This window comes from Bacillus sp. MZGC1, assembly GCF_002998605.1.
Classification (GTDB): Bacteria; Bacillota; Bacilli; order Bacillales; family Bacillaceae; genus Bacillus.
The window spans coordinates 708,037-726,884 of record NZ_PVRE01000002.1 but is presented as its reverse complement, the minus strand read 5'-3'; the positions used below and the strand labels follow the sequence as shown (position 1 = coordinate 726,884).

Genomic DNA, 18,848 nt, shown 5'->3' with positions numbered 1-18,848 from the left:
GAACATTTCAGACGGCGAAATTCTCTTTTTTGCTCTATTTGGGTAGAAAGAATGACATACAATCTCTTCTCTTAAAACATCACGTTAAATCAAGGTATATGAATGAATAAGAAAATGATTCCATTTGGTGGAAAATCTTTATTAGTTAACATAATAAAATTATTGTATATGAAAAAAGAACGCCCCTTTAAGGACGCTCTTCATGAATCGCATTAAAACAAAGAAAGCTGGTTTTGATCGGGAAGTGCTTCTAAGCAGCCTTGACGATCTAAATATTCTAGAATCGTTTTCGACACTTTTCCGCGTTTTTGTAAATCTTCTTTTGAAAGGAATTCCCCGTCTTGTCGTGCGCGAACAATATTTAACGCAACGTTTGTTCCGAGTCCAGGGATCGAGTTGAATGGCGGAATTAATCCATCTCCATCAATGATAAACTCTGTTGCACTTGATCGATAGAGGTCCACTTTTTTGAAATGGTAGCCTCTTTCACACATTTCAAGTGCAAGCTCTAGTACAGTTAATAGGTTCTTTTCTTTCGGTGATGCATCTAGACCTTTTGAGTTAATATCGTCCATGACTGCTCGAATCGCATTCGATCCTTTTGTCATCGTTTCGATATCAAAGTCATCTGCACGAACGGTAAAGTAAGCCGCATAGTATAAAAGTGCATGATGCACCTTGAAGTAGGCTATCCGTACAGCCATTAATACGTAAGCAGCTGCGTGGGCCTTAGGGAACATGTATTTGATCTTTTTACAAGAATCAATATACCAGTTCGGTACATTATTATTCTTCATTTCTTCTTCCCATTCAGGGGGAAGTCCCTTTCCTTTACGAACAGACTCCATGATTTTAAATGCGAGTGACGGCTCTAAGCCCTGATAGATGAGATAGACCATAATATCGTCACGACACCCAATCACTTCACTTAGTTCACACGTTTTATTGTGAATGAGTTCTTGCGCGTTTCCGAGCCATACATCCGTCCCGTGTGATAGTCCAGAGATCTGAACAAGCTCTGAGAAGGTCGTTGGTTTTGTATCCTCAAGCATTTGCCGAACAAACCTTGTCCCAAACTCCGGAATACCGAGTGTACCTGTTTTACAGCCAATTTGCTCTTCTGTTACACCTAGAGGCTCTGTTCCTTGGAAAATTTTCATCACTTCTGGATCGTCTGTTGGAATCGTTTTTGGATCGATTCCGCTTAAATCCTGTAGCATACGAATAACCGTTGGATCATCGTGCCCTAGTATATCCAGCTTGAGCAAGTTGTCATGGATTGAATGGAAATCAAAATGCGTCGTTTTCCAATCAGAACCTGTCGCATCTGCTGGATATTGAATTGGTGAGAAATCATAAATGTCCATATAATCCGGCACTACGATAATACCGCCTGGATGCTGGCCCGTTGTCCGTTTGACCCCTGTACAGCCTTGGACAAGCCGGTCGATTTCTGCGCCCCTCATATGAAGATTATGATCTCCAGCGTAGCCTTTCACGTAACCATATGCTGTTTTTTCTGCAACAGTACCAATCGTACCTGCTCGGTATACATACTCTTCACCGAACAGCTCTTTCGTATAGTTATGTGCAATCGGCTGATATTCACCTGAGAAGTTCAAGTCGATATCAGGGACTTTGTCTCCTTTAAAACCTAAGAACGTTTCAAACGGAATATCATGTCCATCTTTTTTGTACGGCGTACCACATTCTGGACAGTCTTTGTCAGGAAGGTCAAAGCCTGAACCAACAGATCCGTCATTAAAGAACTCCGAATGCTTACAGCTTGGACATACATAATGCGGAGCAAGTGGGTTCACTTCGGTAATCTCTGTTAATGTTGCAACAAGAGATGAGCCGACAGATCCCCTTGAACCAACAAGATATCCATCATCAAGTGATTTCTTTACAAGCTTATGAGAGATTAAGTAAATAACGGCGAATCCATGGCCGATAATACTTTTTAATTCTTTCTCAATACGGTCTTCTACAATTTTCGGCAAATCATCTCCGTAGATGCTGCGCGCCATTTGATAGCTCATTTCCCGTATTTCTTCATCTGCACCTTCAATTTTTGGTGTGTATAGGTCATCTTTGATTGGTTTAATGCTTTCGACCATCTCAGATACTTTTTTCGTATTCGCCACGACGATCTCTTTCGCTTTTTCGTCTCCTAGGAAGGAGAATGCTTCAAGCATTTCATCTGTCGTTCTAAAATGAACTTTTGGCAGTTCGTGACGGTTAAGCGGATTTGCTCCACCCTGTGATGAAATTAAGATTTTACGATAAATTTTGTCTTCTGGATGCAGATAATGCACATTTCCAGTTGCCACGACTGGTTTATTGAGCTTTTCGCCAAGCTTCACAATGTTTGTGATGATTTCTTTTAACGCACGTTCATCTCGAACAAGCTCCAGCTGCAGCAGATGCTGATACACTTCTGGCGGATGAACTTCTAAATAGTCGTAAAATGCTGCAATGTCTTCCACCTCATCAGGTGATTTTTGCATCATCCCTTCAAAGACCTCACCCTTATCACAGGCAGACCCGATAATTAAACCTTCTCGATATTTCTCAAGCTGTGAGCGCGGAATGCGCGGCACCCGGTAGAAATAATGAATATGAGAAAGAGAAACAAGTTTGAATAAATTTTTCAGACCGGTCTCATTTTGTGCGATCAGAATGGCATGGTAAGGACGTGAGCGCTGGTAGGCATTAGACTGACCCATGTTTTCATTCAATTGATCGTGATAGGCAATTTCTTTTTCAGCCGCATCTTTTAGCATCTTCAGCATGAGGTAGCCTGTCGCCTCTGCATCGTAAATGGCCCGGTGATGCTGCGTCAGTTCTATATCGAACTTTTTACAAAGTGTATTGAGCCGGTGATTTTTAAATTCAGGGTAAAGGAATCGGCCGAGTTCAAGTGTATCAATCACAGGGTTTGACGCTTTATCTGTTTTTAACAGGCGTTTGTACGCTGCATTTAAAAAGCCCATATCAAAACTTGCATTGTGCGCAACAAGGATATCTTGTCCAATCCATTCTTTGAAATCGCGCACGACATCGACGACATCTGGAGCATCTCTGACCATATCATCCGTAATACCCGTTAATTCGATCGTTGTCGCTGATAATGGGTGATGAGGATTTGCAAATGCCTCAAAGCGGTCAATGATTTCCCCGCCTTTTATTTTCACTGCTGCCAGCTCAATGATCGTGTCATAAACGGCTGAAAGTCCAGTTGTCTCTACGTCAAATACGACATACGTCGCGTCATCTAACAAACGGTGCTCCGGATTATAGGCAATGGGTACTCCGTCGTCCACCAAGTTGATTTCCACACCGTACATCATTTTGATGTCATGCTTTTTACTTGCTGCATACGCATCTGGGAAGGATTGTACAACCGCATGATCCGTCAGGGCAATCGCTTCATGTCCCCATTTTTTTGCTTGTTCCACCAGCCCGCCAATGCCAGTGACAGCATCCATTTGGCTCATTGGGGAATGCAAATGAAGCTCGACACGTTTTTCACCCTCAGGTGCCGTATCCTCTTTCAGCTGAGGTTTCATTTCATTGACGTCATTGGCAATCATGACAAGGTCTCTGACAAACGTATCGTTTTGAATGCTTCCTCTTGCTTTGACCCACATGCCTTTTTTCAATGATTTCATCAGCTGGGCATCTTCTTTTTCTCTTGCAAACATTTTGATTAAAATACTGTTTGTATAATCTGTAATCTTAAAGATACAAAGCGTTCTGCCGCTTTTCAGCTCACGCGTTTCTGCATCGAATACGTAGCCTTGAACGGTGATTCTTCGTTCCTCATCCATAATACTATCAAGCGTACGAATTTCTTCATTGTCTTTAATTTGATAGCCAATCATGAGAGGACCAGACGGAGCTTCATCCTGCTCCTCACTTTCCTTCTTCTCCATCTCAGTGAGGGCTTGCATCGCTCTTTCTTGATCTTCAGCAAGCTTTTGTTCTCTGAACTTCTGAATCTCTTGATCTGATACAAAAATTTCTGTATCGAATTGCAGCTCTGGAAAGCCCACTTGTTTAAAAGCAGCCTGGAGCATTGGGCTGTACTTCTTCTTGATGGCCAAAGCCTCTGTTTCGCTTTTCGTTTTGATGATGATTTTATGTCCAGACAGCGATGGTTTTTGCTGCTGAAGCAAGCTGATGATTGGAGGAGAAATTCCTTGAAGCTCTTCCACACAATGTGACCAATACGATTGAACGAGCTCTTCAGAGACGTTCGGATCATTGACTTCAATCGTACAAGTGACTTGTGCAATATGAGAAAATGCATTTGTCAGCCTGCTGAGAAACATCGCATATACCTTGTAAGGCAAAAGCGCCTTAAATTTAAAAAGGAAATGCCACGTTTTCGTCGCCTTATGCACCGTCAATTTGACGATTTCTCCTTCTTCAAAGTAACGACTGAGGTCATCATCTGTCATTTGAATCTGATTGAGTAATATATGAAATTGCCGCCGTGTGATCGGTAATTGTTCATCCAAGACAGAACCCTCCTTTTGTCAATCAGAAAGGTACCTCTTTTCTACAGGAGGTACCTTCATTTTTTTGTTCGTTTTTATGCTTGGCGTATAAATGAAATCAGCTCATCAACAGATACTTCATGTGATTCACCTGATTTTCTAAACTTCACTTCAACAATGCCTTCTTCTGAACGTTTTCCGCAGCTAATGCGAATTGGCAGCCCAATTAAATCACTGTCTGCAAATTTTACTCCGGCACGCTCTTGGCGGTCATCGAAAAGTACGTCAAAGCCCTCATCTTCTAAGCGCTCGTATAACGTTTCAGCCAGCTCTTTTTGAGCATCGTTTTTCATATTTAATGCAAGGAGATGAAGGTCATATGGCGCAACAGTTTCGGGCCAAATGATTCCTTTCTCATCGTGATGCTGTTCAACAATTGCTGAAAGAGTTCTGGAGATACCGATACCATAGCATCCCATAATCATTGGCTGCGCTCGTCCATTCTCATCGAGGTACGTCGCATCCATTGACTCAGAATAACGAGTGCCTAGTTTAAAGACTTGTCCTACTTCAATCCCTTTGGCAAACTGGATTGTGCCTTCTCCATCTGGAGAAACATCTCCTTCTTGAATCAAACGAAGATCTGTGAATTCTTTCACTGATACATCACGCGCAGGATTGACATTGACATAGTGATAATCCGCTTCGCTTGCACCTGCGACAGCATTTGTCATGCCTTTAACCGCAAGGTCTGCATAAATATCGACTTCTGCTTCCAGCTTAACAGGACCAACAAATCCAGGCTCTGTTCCGATGACTTCTAGTACTTCTTCGCGAGTAGCAAGCTCTACAAGCTGTGCTCCTACCAAGTTTTTCACTTTCACATCATTTACTTCATGGTCGCCTCTAGTCAGGATTAGAACATACGCATCATCTGCTTTAAACAAAACAGACTTGATACAAAGAGAAGGATCAACTTCTAAAAATCCAGCGATGTCTTGAATCGTTTTTACTTGCGGTGTGTGGACTTTTTCAAGTTCTTTGAAGTCCGCAGGATTTGCTTCTTCTCCGTGATAAACAGCTTCAGCCATTTCAATGTTCGCAGCATAGGAAGATGTGTCAGAGTATGCAATTGTATCTTCTCCTACTTCTGACAGTGCCATAAACTCATGTGTATCTTTTCCTCCCATTGCACCAGAATCTGCAATGACTGGTCTAAAATTAAGACCTACTTTTGAGAATACATTGGAGTAAGCTGTAAACATCTTGTTGTATGTGTCATCAAGGCTTTCTGGTGAAGAATGGAATGAGTACGCATCCTTCATAATAAATTCACGTCCGCGCAGCAGCCCAAAACGCGGTCTCTGTTCATCGCGGAATTTTGATTGAATTTGATAAAGAGTTAAAGGAAGCTTCTTATACGATTTTACTTCGCTGCGTACGAGTGATGTGATCACCTCTTCGTGCGTTGGGCCAAGTGCGAACTCGCGGCCATGACGATCTTTCATACGCATCAATTCTGGACCGTATGTATACCATCTTCCTGACTCTTGCCACATTTCTGCCTGCTGCAGCACTGGCATTAACAGCTCAGCTGCTCCTGCCTTTTCCATTTCCTTGCGAACAATGGATTGAATATGCTGGATGACTTTATGAGCAAGCGGCAGATAATGATAGATTCCGCTTGTATTTTGCCTAATGAACCCAGCTCTTACTAAGAGCTGATGACTTTTTGCCTCAGCATCTGCCGGCACCTCTCGAAGAGTTGGAATGAAAGTCAGGGATTGTCTCATGTCGTTACACCTCATTTATGAAATAGGACTTCTCACAAAAACTCTTGTTTCCCGTAATGAGAAACAAGAGACATTGGTTTTTATAAAAATAATCGCTGGATGTCATTCCACGTAACCACTAGCATTAACAGCATGAGGAATGCAACACCGATAAAGACAACAAGTGCTTCTTTCTCACGATTAATTGGTTTACCACGAATGGCTTCAACAAACAAGAATAGTAAACGTCCTCCGTCTAGTGCAGGAATCGGTAATAAATTCACGATGCCTAAGTTGATACTAAGGAACGCCGCAAACTGCATTAATGTTAACACACCTTGCTTGGCTACTTCTCCTGTCATGTCATAGATCCCAACAGGACCTGCTAACATATCTAGTGAAAATTGTCCTGTGACAATTTTTTGCAAGTTCGTTAAAATCAGTCCTGCTGTTGAAATCACAGTCGTTCCTGAGGATGAAATAACCTTCAGAAATCCATTTTCAGTTGGCGGATAAGATCCGAAACGGCCAATGCTTTTTCCGTCTGCTCTCACAGCTTCTGGAACAACCTGCACAGTGCTTTCTTTGCCTTCTCGGTCAATGACGACATTCATTTTTTTCTCAGGGTTCTTTTGAACGGTTTGAACGACGTCTGTCCAAGAATTCATTTTATCCCCGTTAATGGACACGATGTGGTCTCCCTGCATGAGTCCAGCTTCTGCCGCTCGGCCGTCTTTCGTCAGCTTGCCGAGTACAGGATCATCAACGGTTACCCCTTGAATAAAGCCTAAAGCAACCAAAATCACATACGCCAGGATAAAGTTCATAATCGGTCCAGCTGCGATCGCTTTAATACGCTGCCATACCGTTTTTGATCCAAATTGACGATTGTATGGTGCGATTTGAATTTCTTCACCATCTGCAATATAAAAGCTTGTTTGACTGACATTGTAGCCAGTTAAAATATCTTCATTTCCAGCTTCATATCCTGAGATTCTCATGGCATGATCTAAATCAATCTGCTCAACTTCGATGACAAGTGCATCAGGATATTTTTCTTTGTCATTTAAAATGATTTTTTCTACTTCATTTTGCTCATTGAATAAGAGCCCCACTGTATGACCTGGTTTAATTTCAATGACTTCAGGGTCCTCTCCTGCCATTTTAACAAATCCGCCAATAGGGAGAAGTCTAATGGTATAAACGGTTTCCTTTCGTTTAAAGGAGAAAATCTTCGGCCCAAAACCAATTGCGAACTCGCGGCATAAAATCCCCGCTCGCTGCGCCATAATTAAATGGCCAAGCTCGTGGAAAAAAACGAGCGTTCCAAAAATAATAATAAACGCAATCACTGTATTCACGAACATACCACCTTATGTGAGGATTGATTGAACAAAGTCTCGTGTATCTTTGTCCACTTCATGGATATCTTGCAAACTAGGCGTTGAAATCACATGATGTCTATTTAGTGCCTTTTCAATCAATTCTTCAATTTGCAGGAACGTTACTTTGCCTTTCAGAAATGCATCAACTGCCATTTCATTTGCTGCATTGAGCACAGCAGGCATTGTCCCTCCTATTTTACCTGATTCATAAGCAAAATGTAAGCAGCGATACCTGTCAAAATCCGCTTTTTGGAAATTCAATTGTCCAATCTCCCAAAGGTTCAATGATTTCGCTTCTGGTAATGGCGCCCTGTCAGGGTATGTGAGTGCATATTGAATGGGCACTCTCATGTCTGGTGTCCCTAACTGAGCCATGACGCTTTTATCGTGAAATTCCACCATCGAATGGATAATGCTCTCTTTATGTAACAGCACATCAATTTGTTCATACGGTATATCAAACAACCAATGTGCCTCAATCACCTCGAGCCCTTTATTCATCATCGTCGCTGAATCAATGGTAATTTTCGCTCCCATTGACCAGTTTGGGTGGTTCAGCGCTTCTTCAACCGTAACACCTTCAAGTTCAGTTCGTTTTTTATCTCGGAAACTACCACCTGAAGCTGTCACGATTAAGCGTTCAATGTTTTTAGCTTGTTCACCTTGCAGGCATTGAAAAATAGCGGAATGCTCACTATCGACAGGAAGTAAAGGTACATCATATGTTTTCGCGTACTCTTTTACTATATGACCAGCTGTGACAAGTGTTTCCTTATTTGCGAGTGCAATCGTCTTTTTTTGTTCAATGGCCTTTAATGTTGGAACAAGCCCAACACTTCCTACAAGTGCATTGACCACAACGTCCACTGCATCATAGGTCGCTGCCTCGATGTTGGCTTCATCACCAGCAGCCATCTTGACATCGTATTCAAATGAATGACCTTTTAGCGTCTGATAAGTCTCTTCACTTAAACATCCGACAAATTCAGGCTGAAACTGTTCTATGATTGGAATGGCCTTATCTACATTTCGGCCAAATGTCATGGCTTTCAGCTTAAATTTGTCTGGGTGCTGCCTAATCACATCTAATGTTTGTTCTCCAATTGATCCTGTTGCGCCTAATAGCGAAATATATTTCAAATTGCCACTCCTTCTCTCGTTCAATAAGTTTCTATGAGGTTAGCTGGCAAACGTTGCGAGCAGTAAATATAAAAACGGCAGAACGAACAAAAAGCTGTCAAACCTGTCCAAAATCCCGCCATGTCCAGGGAGAATTGTCCCTGAATCCTTTACGTGATAATGACGCTTTAAAGCAGATTCCACAAGGTCGCCAAGCTGTCCAAAGATACTGAGCAAAAGAGTAATAAACATAACAAGCAGATATGATGGCAAAAATCCTGTAACCGCCTGAAACACAAATGACAACACGACCGCTGTGACGATTCCGCCGATAAATCCTTCTACTGTTTTGTTTGGACTGATCTCTGGCCAGAGCTTTCGTTTCCCCATAGATTTCCCAATAAAGTAAGCACCTGAGTCAGTGGACCAAATAATCACTGCTGCGAAGAAGATCGCACTCATGCCATATAAGCCTCTAATTTGGATGAAATAATAGAAACTGACGCCAATATATAATGTCGCTAATACAACAAAAGCAACCTCATCGAATGTGAAAGAGTTTTTGCTCAACACTGTATAAGTTAAAAGGATTAAGACTGCAAATAAAGCAATTTGCATTTTTGATGCGTCTACGTTCGGGAAGAAGCTGTTCTCTCCGCCCATTAAAAGCCAAAGCAATATTAAGCTGACAATACCAGGAAAGCTGAAAATCGATATCTTTTTCATTCTTAGAAGCTCAAAGAGAGCGACACTTCCCATTAAGTAAATCAGCAGGGTAAATGGCATCTGTCCATATATAACCGCAAGTAAAAAGACTGCAGCTGCCAAAACACCCGTCAAAATTCTTTGTTTCATCTGCACCACCCTCTAAATTCCACCGAACCTCCGGCCGCGGCGCTGGTATTCTCCGATAGCGCCTATAAGATGCTCATCAGAAAAGTCAGGCCAAAGCACATCCGTAAAGACAAACTCGCTGTATGCAATTTGCCAAAGCATAAAGTTACTTAATCTAATTTCTCCACTTGTGCGAATAAGCAAATCCGGATCTTGAAGAGATTCTGTCATTAAATAAGCTGAAAACATCTCTTCTGTGATGTCTTCTGCTTGAAGCTTACCTTCTTTGACTTTTTCAGAAATTTGTCTGCATGCGGAGACGATTTCTGTGCGCCCTCCATAGTTGAGCGCAAAATTCAAAACGAGTCCGTCGTTATTCGCCGTACTCTTTACTGCGTTCTCTACCGCTCTTTTCGTATGCTGCGGGAGGCCGTCTGGATCACCTGTTAAGCGCACACGGACATTTTCCTCGATGAGTTCAGGCAGGTAGATGTTCAAAAATTCTTCAGGAAGCTTCATTAAAAAGTCTACTTCTAGTTTTGGACGTTTCCAATTTTCCGTAGAGAAAGCATACAAAGTCAGCACTTTGACATTCAGCTCATTTGCAAGCTTTGTCATGCGCTTGACGACTTTCATTCCTTCATGATGTCCTGCTACCCGTGGAAGAGCACGTTTTTTCGCCCATCTTCCGTTCCCATCCATGATAATGGCGATATGTTCAGGAATTTCTCCATTTAATATGTCTTCTTTTGTCAGGCTTTCTAAGTTGGAAGCAGCAGTTTGCTGATTCTTCCAATTTTTGAGTATATTGAGCATGAGATTCCTCCATCACCCAAAAAGGTTGCGTTCCCGCTAATAATATAGTCACCAACAGTATTAACAAAAAAACCCCCTGTAAACATGAAGAGGGTCTTTTCACTATTATCTATTGTACATAGTTTTTTCTTAAACTTCCATGATTTCTTTTTCTTTATCTTTCGTCACGTCATCAATTTTAGCGACATATTCATCTGTCAATTTTTGAACATCCTCTGTCGATGATCTTAATTCATCTTCAGTGATCTCACCATTTTTCTCAAGTTTTTTCAACTCATCGTTTGCATCACGACGAACATTACGAACAGCTACTTTTGCTTCTTCTGAATATTTTCTTACCACTTTCACAAGCTCTTTACGTCTTTCTTCTGTTAGTGCAGGAATCGCAATGCGGATCACATTTCCGTCACTTGTTGGCGTGATGCCAAGATCAGACTTTTGGATCGATTTTTCGATATCACCGATGGCTGTTTTATCATAAGGTGTGATAATCAGCATACGTGCTTCTGGCACTGTGATTGACGCGATTTGGTTGAGTGGTGTTTGTGCACCGTAATAATCAACCGTCACTTTATCAAGCAATGAAGCATTTGCTCTGCCCGCACGAACAGTTGCTAGTTCACGTCCGTATGCTTGAACGGCTTTTTCCATTTTTTCTTTCGTTTGGTTCAATACTTCTTTTGACACGTTATTTCCCCCTCACAATCGTTCCAATTGATTCGCCATTTACGGCACGTTTAATATTTCCTTCTTCCATAATGGAGAATACGATTAATGGAATGTCATTGTCCATACATAATGAGGACGCAGTAGAATCCATTACAGCAAGCCCTTCTTTTAACACGTCAAGATATGAAAGCTTATCATATTTTACTGCATCCGCATCTGTACGAGGATCAGCACTGTAGACACCGTCTACATTATTTTTCGCCATTAAAATGACATCTGCTTCAATTTCTGCTGCACGAAGTGCTGCCGTTGTATCTGTAGAGAAATAAGGGTTACCAGTACCTGCAGCAAAAATCACGACACGTTTCTTCTCAAGATGACGGATCGCTTTTCTTCTTATGTATGGCTCTGCAACCTGTCTCATTTCGATAGAGGTTTGTACCCTAGACTGAATGCCAAGCGTTTCTAGGCTGTCCTGTAGCGCGAGTGAATTCATCACTGTTGCCAGCATGCCCATGTAGTCTGCTGTTGCACGGTCCATTCCCAAGTCACTGCCTGTCTTACCGCGCCAAAGGTTTCCTCCGCCTACAACAACTGCAACCTCAACATCAAGCTCTGCAATTTCTTTTACTTGCTTTGCAATTGATTGAATGACAGTTGGGTTAATTCCATTTCCAGCATCACCTGCTAGTGCTTCGCCACTTAGCTTCAGTACAATGCGATTATATTTCGGTTTGCTCATGATAACCTCCAAGTGTAAACTATACCGTCTCTTATTATGCGTAAGAAACTGTCTTTTGTAAATCAATATCCTCTAAAAAATAGGGAACACAGTGCTTGTGCTCCCTAAAAAAGCCCCAGAGAGCTTTTCAAACATTATTTTTTCACTTGGCTCATAACTTCTTCAGCAAAGTTGTCTTGACGCTTTTCAATACCTTCGCCCACTTCATAGCGAACATAAGTTTGAATGCTTGCGTTTTTCGCAGCTACTACTTGTTTCACTTTTTCATCTGGGTTTTTAACGAATGCTTGGTCAAGTAAGCAAATTTCTTCGAAGAATTTGTTTAGACGGCCTTCTACCATTTTAGCTACGATATTTTCAGGCTTTCCTTCTTGAAGCGCTTGCTGTGTTAATACTTCGCGCTCACGGTTTGCTTCTTCTTCTGACACTTGGTCACGAGAAATGTATTTAGGGTTTACAGCAGCAACGTGCATTGCAATGTCTCTTGCAAGCTCTTCGTCAGTTGTTCCGTTAAGAACAGCTAACACACCGATGCGTCCGCCCATGTGTAAGTAAGAACCGAATGCTGCGTTATCTTCTTTCGTGATAACAGAGAAACGACGTAGAGTGATTTTCTCTCCGATTTTTGCAATTGCAGATGTGATATGCTCTTCAACAGTTGAACCGTTTTCCATTTTAGAAGCATGAGCTTCTTCAATTGTTGCAGGTTTAGCAGCAAGCAAATGATCAGCAAGTTCGTTAAGAAGTGATTGGAATCCTTCGTTTTTCGCAACGAAATCAGTCTCAGAGTTCACTTCTAGGATCACGCCTGTGTTGCCGTCAGTTTTGATAAGAGTTAATCCTTCTGCAGCAATACGGTCTGCTTTTTTCGCAGCTTTTGCAATTCCTTTTTCTCTTAGAAGATCGATTGCTTTGTCGATGTCACCATCAGTTTCTGTTAACGCTTTTTTACAGTCCATCATACCTGCACCAGTTTTTTGACGCAGTTCTTTAACTAATTGAGCAGTAATTGCCATTTTACATTTCCTCCTTCTATGTTAAAACACGGATTACTAGGTGAAAAAAAGGTGATAAAAGGCATTTCCCTCTTATCACCTTTTGAATAGGTTACGCAGTTGTTGTTTCAGTTTCTGTCGTTTCTTCTACAACAGCTTCTTCTTCGCCTTGTTTAGACTCAAGAATCGCATCTGCCATTTTAGCAGTTAGAAGTTTTACAGCACGGATTGCATCATCGTTTGCAGGGATCACAACATCAATTTCGTCTGGATCACAGTTTGTGTCAACGATACCGATGATTGGGATATTCAATTTACGAGCTTCTGCAACTGCAATACGCTCTTTACGAGGGTCGATAATGAAAAGTGCATCCGGAAGACCTTTCATGTCTTTGATTCCGCCTAGGAATTTTTCAAGACGCTCTAATTCTTTTTTCAGTTGAACGACTTCTTTCTTAGGAAGAACATCGAATGTACCGTTTTCTTGCATTTTTTCAATATCTTTTAAACGTTTGATACGTTTTTGGATTGTTTCAAAGTTTGTTAAAGTTCCACCAAGCCAGCGTTGGTTCACATAGAACATACCAGAACGGATTGCTTCTTCTTTCACTGAATCTTGTGCTTGCTTTTTCGTACCAACGAAAAGGATTTTCCCTCCGTCAGCAGCAAGGTTTTTCGTGAAGTTGTAAGCTTCTTCTACTTTTTTCACCGTTTTTTGAAGATCGATGATGTAGATACCGTTACGCTCTGTAAAGATGTAACGCTTCATTTTTGGGTTCCAACGGCGCGTTTGGTGACCGAAGTGAACACCAGCTTCTAGCAATTGTTTCATAGAAATAACTGACATTTTGTTGCCTCCTAATATAATGGTTTTTTTTCCTCCGCTCAAGTCATGTTCACATAAAACTGCGCCACGGCAGCACCTTCATACGAATCATTAAGCGTGTGTATTTAACACCAAGAAATAATATAACACATGATGGACTGACAATCAAGAATCCTTTACAGCTTTCCGCTAAATTTTAATAAAAGCTCGATTTCTGTCTTGCCCGTTTTCAGTTCTTTCGCTATTTCTTCTAGCGAATGCCCTTTGTCATATAAGGTCTTCACTTGGTCCTCGAATGTTTCTTCTATTTCACTTTCAGAAGGCACAGAAGCTTCTGATTCAAGATGTGGAACGGGTTCGTTTACCTTCTCTTCCTGCACTTCAACTTCACTAAGGAGAGCCGACAAGTGCTCTGGTACTGGATCTTCACTTTCTACCGATTGCTGGGATTCAATTGGTGGTTGTGGCTGCTTTGGTGTCTGAAAATCCGATTTCAGCTCTTCAGCAGAAAAATCAGGGGAAGCGGCTGCCACTTTTGATAGTTTGTCATTCTCTTCTTTGACTTCCATCAAAAATGCAGCCAGGGTATTTTCCGTTTCTTCTAGAAGTTCTCGCTGCTTTTGTTCAGTTATCTTCAGCGAATTCATTCTCGTATATAAAATGATCACAAAATAAATAAGTGCAGCATGAAGCATGAAGCTAATCAGCCATAACATATTTTTTCACTCACTAACTCTTTAAGATTGAATGGCTTTATCAAGCAGATGCTTAAGCTTGAACAATGCCTTTGAATGAATTTGCGAAATGCGCGAGGTCGATAAATTGAGCACATGACCGATTTCTGTTAACGTCAGTTCCTCTTTATAGAAAAGACTGATCACGAGCTTTTCTTTTTCCGATAGCTCGGTCATTTTTTCAGCAAGCTGTTCTATTAATTCATCTTTCAGCATCTTCTCTTCAGGTGTCACTGTTTTCTCGTCGCGAATCATGACTTGGACGTTTTCACCGTCTTCTTGATCATGCAGCTTCTCGTCGATTGAAAGCAGATTCGCAAAGAAACCTTCATTCATTGTTGTGACAACATCCTGTTCACTCATGCCAAGTTCCTCTGCCACTTCTGTCGGCGTCACATTTCGTAAATAGCGCTGTTCAAGCTTTTCAATAGCCGCTTCTACTTTTTTTGTTTTTTCTCTTGATGTACGAGGCAGCCAGTCCTCTTTACGAAGACCGTCGATGATGGCCCCGCGGATTCTGAAGGATGCATATGTATCAAACTTCAGATCTCTTCCGGGGTCGAATTTTTCAAGGGCATCATATAAACCGAGCATCCCTAGACTGATCAAGTCTTCTTTATGCACTGACTTCGGGAGTCCGATGGAAATTCTTCCAACATGATATGTGACGAGCGGCATATAGCGGCGCATAAGATCATCTCCAGCAGCTGGGTCCTTCCACTCTTTCCATCTAGCCCATAGCGCCTGATCTTCGTAATTTAAGGATTGCATCTTTCTCCCCCTATACTTCCTTAGTTATATCTTCATAGTGCCTTGCTTCACAGTGCGGATCTCAAGCTCTGTCGTAAGCGGATCAAATTCAATCGTACGGCCATTGTTCCCGCCCGTATCCTCACTAATGATCGGGATGCGATAAAGAGACAGATGTTCTTTAACAGCTGATACGTTTCTAGGTCCAATTCTCATCAGATCATTGGTTGACTTAAACTTAAACATTTCTGCGCCGCCAGCAAGTTTTGCCTTTAGCGCATGTTTGCGTGCTCCTTCTTTAAGAAGCAGATCAATTGTATGCTTGACACCTGTATCTGCATATTTAGCCAAGTTCTCCACTGCCCCTTTTGCAAGGGATGAGTCTGGAAGCATGACATGGACAAGACCTGCCAGTTTTTTTTCCTGATCAAACAGAACAAGTCCTACACAAGAACCAAGTCCGGATGTCCGAATGCGGTCCGGTGTTTTCACAATCTGAACATCCGCTATACCAACCTTTACAACTGCCGGAATCTGAACGTTCATTACAGGTTACCTAATGCTTTGAATAGTTTTTCAAACGATTCAAAGTCTGGTAATAGAAACATATTTCCTTTCAGCTCTTGCTTATTTTGATCATCAAAAATCGATGTATCAATCACAATTGCCTGATCCCCTAGAGGGCTGAATTGCATTAACCCTTCACTAATGACAGCCCCGAACATATCGAGCGTAACATCTGGAACACTTGGGTGAAGCTGCAATTTTGTTAAATCGGCAAGGGCTGATAAATAAGAGCCTGCTAAAATATTTCCCAGCTCGTGTAGTGCTGACGTCCCCATCACATGCTCGTGAATGGTATCAATATCAAATGCCGGATCCTGTACAAGCTCTCTTACAAATTGCTCTGCTTGCTCAAATGGCATAATGAAAAAGATAGAGCCGGATAAATCTCCTTCCATCCGCAGGAAAATACTTGCAACTGGGAGGTCTGCACCGCCAAAGAAATCCATTAATTCTTCAAACGAGAGAACCTTGACAAACGGAACAGCCATATCTATTTTGCGATCCAATAGGCTGGCAAGAGCAGACGCGGCGTGGCCTGCTCCAATATTCCCAACCTCTCTTAATACATCCAGCTGTTCATCTTTTATTTCATTGAAAATGCTCATTTCACATCCTCCTTAATGAACAGGTGCATCTTGAACGCTCTTGTCGAGGACGGCACCAGGATGAATGATATTAAATAGACGCTGATCATGCTTAATGATACCTGTCACCCATGATTGTCCTTCTTTTTCAGCTGATTCAGGAGAAGATTCTACTTCTTCTTGATGGACTGTAATGACATCATTCGCTTCATCAACAATCCAGCCGACTTCAATGTCACCAACTTGTACAATAATCATTCTTGTTTCATCTGTAATGTCGTTGTCAGTTGATCCAAGTCTGACTCTAAGGTCGATGACAGGTGTCACGACACCGCGCAGATTAATAACACCACATATATAAGGGGCAACGCCAGGGACTCTTGTTGGCTGCTGCCATTTTTCAATGGACTTTACTTCTGATACTGAAATGGCGTATTCTTTTTTGTTTACGATAAACACAATCATCTTTTCGCCAGTTTTGATATCTGTACTCATTTCAGACCGCTCCTCTATTGTTTTTTACTTGATCAGTGCATTACAGTCAACGATGAGTGCAACTTGACCGTCGCCTAGGATTGTTGCGCCTGAGATCGCAAACACGTTTGGCAGGTAATCTCCTAGTGATTTCAATACAACCTCTTGCTGACCAATAAATGAATCGACCACAAATGCTGTCAGCTTATCTCCTTTACGAACAACGATGATGTGCAGTTCTTCCTCTAATTCATTCGCATTTGGTACGTGGAATTGTTTCTTCAAGTACACGACCGGTACGATAAATCCGCGGAAATCAATCACTTCACGATCATGCGTTTGAAGGATGTCGCTTTTCTTAATGACAGCCGTTTCAATAATAGAAGAAATCGGAATCGCAAATGTTTCCTCTTCCAGTTTCACAAGAAGAACGGAAATAATCGATAATGTAAGCGGAAGCTGGATCGAGAATAGTGAGCCCTGTCCTTCTGTTGAGTTGATGCTCACAGATCCACCTAGTGATTCCAGCTTGTTTTTCACAACGTCAAGGCCTACACCGCGGCCTGAGATGTCAGAAATCGTATCAGCTGTAGAGAAACCTGCTGCGAAGATCAATGAATCAATTTGATGATCTTCAAGCGTCTCTGCTTCTCTTTCTGTAATAACCCCGCGCTCTAATGCTTTTTCAAGCACTTTCTTACGGTTAATTCCGCCGCCATCATCTTCTACTTCAATGAAGACGTGGTTTCCGCTATGATACGCCTTTAATAGAACGGTGCCTTTTTCTGGCTTGCCTTTTTTCACACGTTCTTCTGGCGATTCAATTCCGTGATCTAGACTGTTTCTAAGTAAGTGTAAGAGCGGATCTCCAATCTCGTCGATGACTGTTCGATCAAGCTCTGTCTCAGCACCTTCAATGATCAGTTCAATTTTCTTATTCAGCTCTTTTGTCAATTGACGAATCATACGCGGGAATCTGTTAAACACTGTTTCCACAGGTACCATTCTCATGTTCAGGATGATCGATTGCAGGTCTCCAGAAATACGTGTCATTCTTTCAACGGTGTCTGTGAGTTCGTTATTTTCTAATTCTTTTGCAATCTGCTCTAAACGGCCTCTGTCAATCACCAGTTCTTCAAATAGATTCATTAGAGAATCGAGACGGTCAATGTTGACACGAATCGTTTTTGTTCCGCCGGCAGCTGCACCGTTATTGCCATTTGCTTTTGGCGCATCGCTTGCTGGTGCTTTCGCAGCAGGCACAGATACTTCTTCTTTTTCCTGTTCAGGTTTTGCCTCTTGTTTTTCAGCTTGAGCAGCTTCTTCAAATGCAGAGACTTCTGAGATCTCAACATGTTCAACTTCTGAGATCGCCATCACGATTTTTTTCACTTCATCCATCGGTTGTTTAGATAAATAAGAAATACTGAATTCAGATTCGAAATCTTCTGATTCTAAAAGTTCTGCATTTGGAACTGTTTTGACGACCTCGCCTGCTTCGTTCAGTCTTTCAAAGATCATATAGACACGAACGGCTTTTAATAAGCATGCGTCACTTAATGTCACATTGAGTTCATAACATTTAAAGCCTTGTTCCCTCGCTTCATCAAGCACTGTTCGTTCAAATTCGTTATAGTCTAAGTCGTTAGCAGCCGTAGCTGATACATCCGCTGTTTCAACACTAGGAGCTGCCTCAGCATGGCTTCCTGTCACATCTAGCTTTTTACTAACCTCTGTGACATCGCGTTTCCCATCTCCGCCTTCTGCAATTGATTGAACCATTGCTTCAAGGTGATCAAGTGCTTCAAACATCGTGTCCATTGACTCAGGTGTGACAATCATTTGTTCATTTCGAATGGCATCAAACATGTTTTCTAAATGATGTGTTAGCTGAGCCATATCAGCGTAGCCCATCGTTGCACTCATGCCTTTCAATGTGTGAGCCGCTCTGAATATATCATTCACTAGCTGCAAGTCGGTTGGGTTCTTTTCTAAATCAAGAAGTTTTTCATTACAAGTTTGTAAGTGTTCTCTGCTTTCATCTAAAAAGATATCTAAGTATTGGTTTACATCCAA

The 18,848-nt window shown here is 41.7% G+C and carries 16 protein-coding genes; all 16 read right to left on the bottom strand.

The genetic code is table 11. The annotated features are described in order from the left end of the window. Positions 1 to 212: 212 nt before the first annotated feature. Positions 213 to 4,466, bottom strand: a complete 4,254-nt coding sequence (locus C6Y06_RS08905) for a PolC-type DNA polymerase III (protein WP_262982701.1) — start codon at positions 4,464 to 4,466, stop codon at positions 213 to 215. 134 nt (positions 4,467 to 4,600) lie between these two features. Continuing rightward, entirely contained in the window at positions 4,601 to 6,298 is a 1,698-nt protein-coding gene (locus tag C6Y06_RS08900) for a proline--tRNA ligase (RefSeq protein WP_106036791.1), read from the bottom strand. Between the two features lie 80 nt (positions 6,299 to 6,378). Next, positions 6,379 to 7,644 carry an RIP metalloprotease RseP gene (rseP, locus tag C6Y06_RS08895; protein ID WP_106036790.1) on the bottom strand — a complete coding sequence of 422 codons (1,266 nt, stop codon included), beginning with the start codon at positions 7,642 to 7,644 and terminating at the stop codon, positions 6,379 to 6,381. Between the two features lie 6 nt (positions 7,645 to 7,650). After that, positions 7,651 to 8,802, bottom strand: a complete 1,152-nt coding sequence (dxr, locus tag C6Y06_RS08890) for a 1-deoxy-D-xylulose-5-phosphate reductoisomerase (protein WP_060596277.1) — start codon at positions 8,800 to 8,802, stop codon at positions 7,651 to 7,653. 39 nt (positions 8,803 to 8,841) lie between these two features. Then, complete coding sequence (locus C6Y06_RS08885) at positions 8,842 to 9,636, bottom strand: phosphatidate cytidylyltransferase (protein WP_060596276.1); 795 nt, start codon at positions 9,634 to 9,636, stop codon at positions 8,842 to 8,844. Positions 9,637 to 9,648: 12 nt separating this feature from the next. Beyond that, complete coding sequence (uppS, locus tag C6Y06_RS08880) at positions 9,649 to 10,431, bottom strand: undecaprenyl pyrophosphate synthase (protein WP_034662319.1); 783 nt, start codon at positions 10,429 to 10,431, stop codon at positions 9,649 to 9,651. A 129-nt stretch (positions 10,432 to 10,560) separates the two neighbouring features. Further along, positions 10,561 to 11,118: a ribosome recycling factor gene (gene frr, locus C6Y06_RS08875; RefSeq protein WP_003212469.1), complete on the bottom strand. Its 558-nt coding sequence runs from the start codon at positions 11,116 to 11,118 to the stop codon at positions 10,561 to 10,563. Between the two features lies 1 nt (position 11,119). Further along, positions 11,120 to 11,842: a UMP kinase gene (pyrH, locus tag C6Y06_RS08870; RefSeq protein ID WP_008344767.1), complete on the bottom strand. Its 723-nt coding sequence runs from the start codon at positions 11,840 to 11,842 to the stop codon at positions 11,120 to 11,122. A gap of 134 nt (positions 11,843 to 11,976) precedes the next feature. Further along, positions 11,977 to 12,858: a translation elongation factor Ts gene (gene tsf, locus C6Y06_RS08865; RefSeq protein ID WP_012009978.1), complete on the bottom strand. Its 882-nt coding sequence runs from the start codon at positions 12,856 to 12,858 to the stop codon at positions 11,977 to 11,979. A gap of 91 nt (positions 12,859 to 12,949) precedes the next feature. Continuing rightward, positions 12,950 to 13,684 (bottom strand): 30S ribosomal protein S2, encoded by a 735-nt coding sequence (gene rpsB, locus C6Y06_RS08860; RefSeq protein WP_003212093.1) that lies wholly within the window; start codon positions 13,682 to 13,684, stop codon positions 12,950 to 12,952. Positions 13,685 to 13,839: 155 nt separating this feature from the next. Beyond that, positions 13,840 to 14,379 carry a hypothetical protein gene (locus C6Y06_RS08855; protein ID WP_060596274.1) on the bottom strand — a complete coding sequence of 180 codons (540 nt, stop codon included), beginning with the start codon at positions 14,377 to 14,379 and terminating at the stop codon, positions 13,840 to 13,842. Between the two features lie 21 nt (positions 14,380 to 14,400). After that, the gene (locus tag C6Y06_RS08850; RefSeq protein WP_012009976.1) at positions 14,401 to 15,168 is read right to left on the bottom strand and encodes a FliA/WhiG family RNA polymerase sigma factor; all 768 of its coding nucleotides are present in this window, start codon (positions 15,166 to 15,168) and stop codon (positions 14,401 to 14,403) included. A 24-nt stretch (positions 15,169 to 15,192) separates the two neighbouring features. Then, positions 15,193 to 15,693 (bottom strand): chemotaxis protein CheD, encoded by a 501-nt coding sequence (locus tag C6Y06_RS08845; RefSeq protein WP_106030845.1) that lies wholly within the window; start codon positions 15,691 to 15,693, stop codon positions 15,193 to 15,195. Further along, the gene (locus C6Y06_RS08840) at positions 15,693 to 16,319 is read right to left on the bottom strand and encodes a chemotaxis protein CheC (RefSeq protein WP_034662328.1); all 627 of its coding nucleotides are present in this window, start codon (positions 16,317 to 16,319) and stop codon (positions 15,693 to 15,695) included. Before C6Y06_RS08840 ends, C6Y06_RS08845 begins: the two co-directional genes overlap by 1 nt. Positions 16,320 to 16,331: 12 nt before the next feature. Further along, the gene (locus tag C6Y06_RS08835; protein ID WP_034662331.1) at positions 16,332 to 16,793 is read right to left on the bottom strand and encodes a chemotaxis protein CheW; all 462 of its coding nucleotides are present in this window, start codon (positions 16,791 to 16,793) and stop codon (positions 16,332 to 16,334) included. 24 nt (positions 16,794 to 16,817) lie between these two features. Next, on the bottom strand, positions 16,818 to 18,848 hold the full coding sequence (locus C6Y06_RS08830) for a chemotaxis protein CheA (RefSeq protein WP_106030844.1): 2,031 nt from the start codon (positions 18,846 to 18,848) through the stop codon (positions 16,818 to 16,820).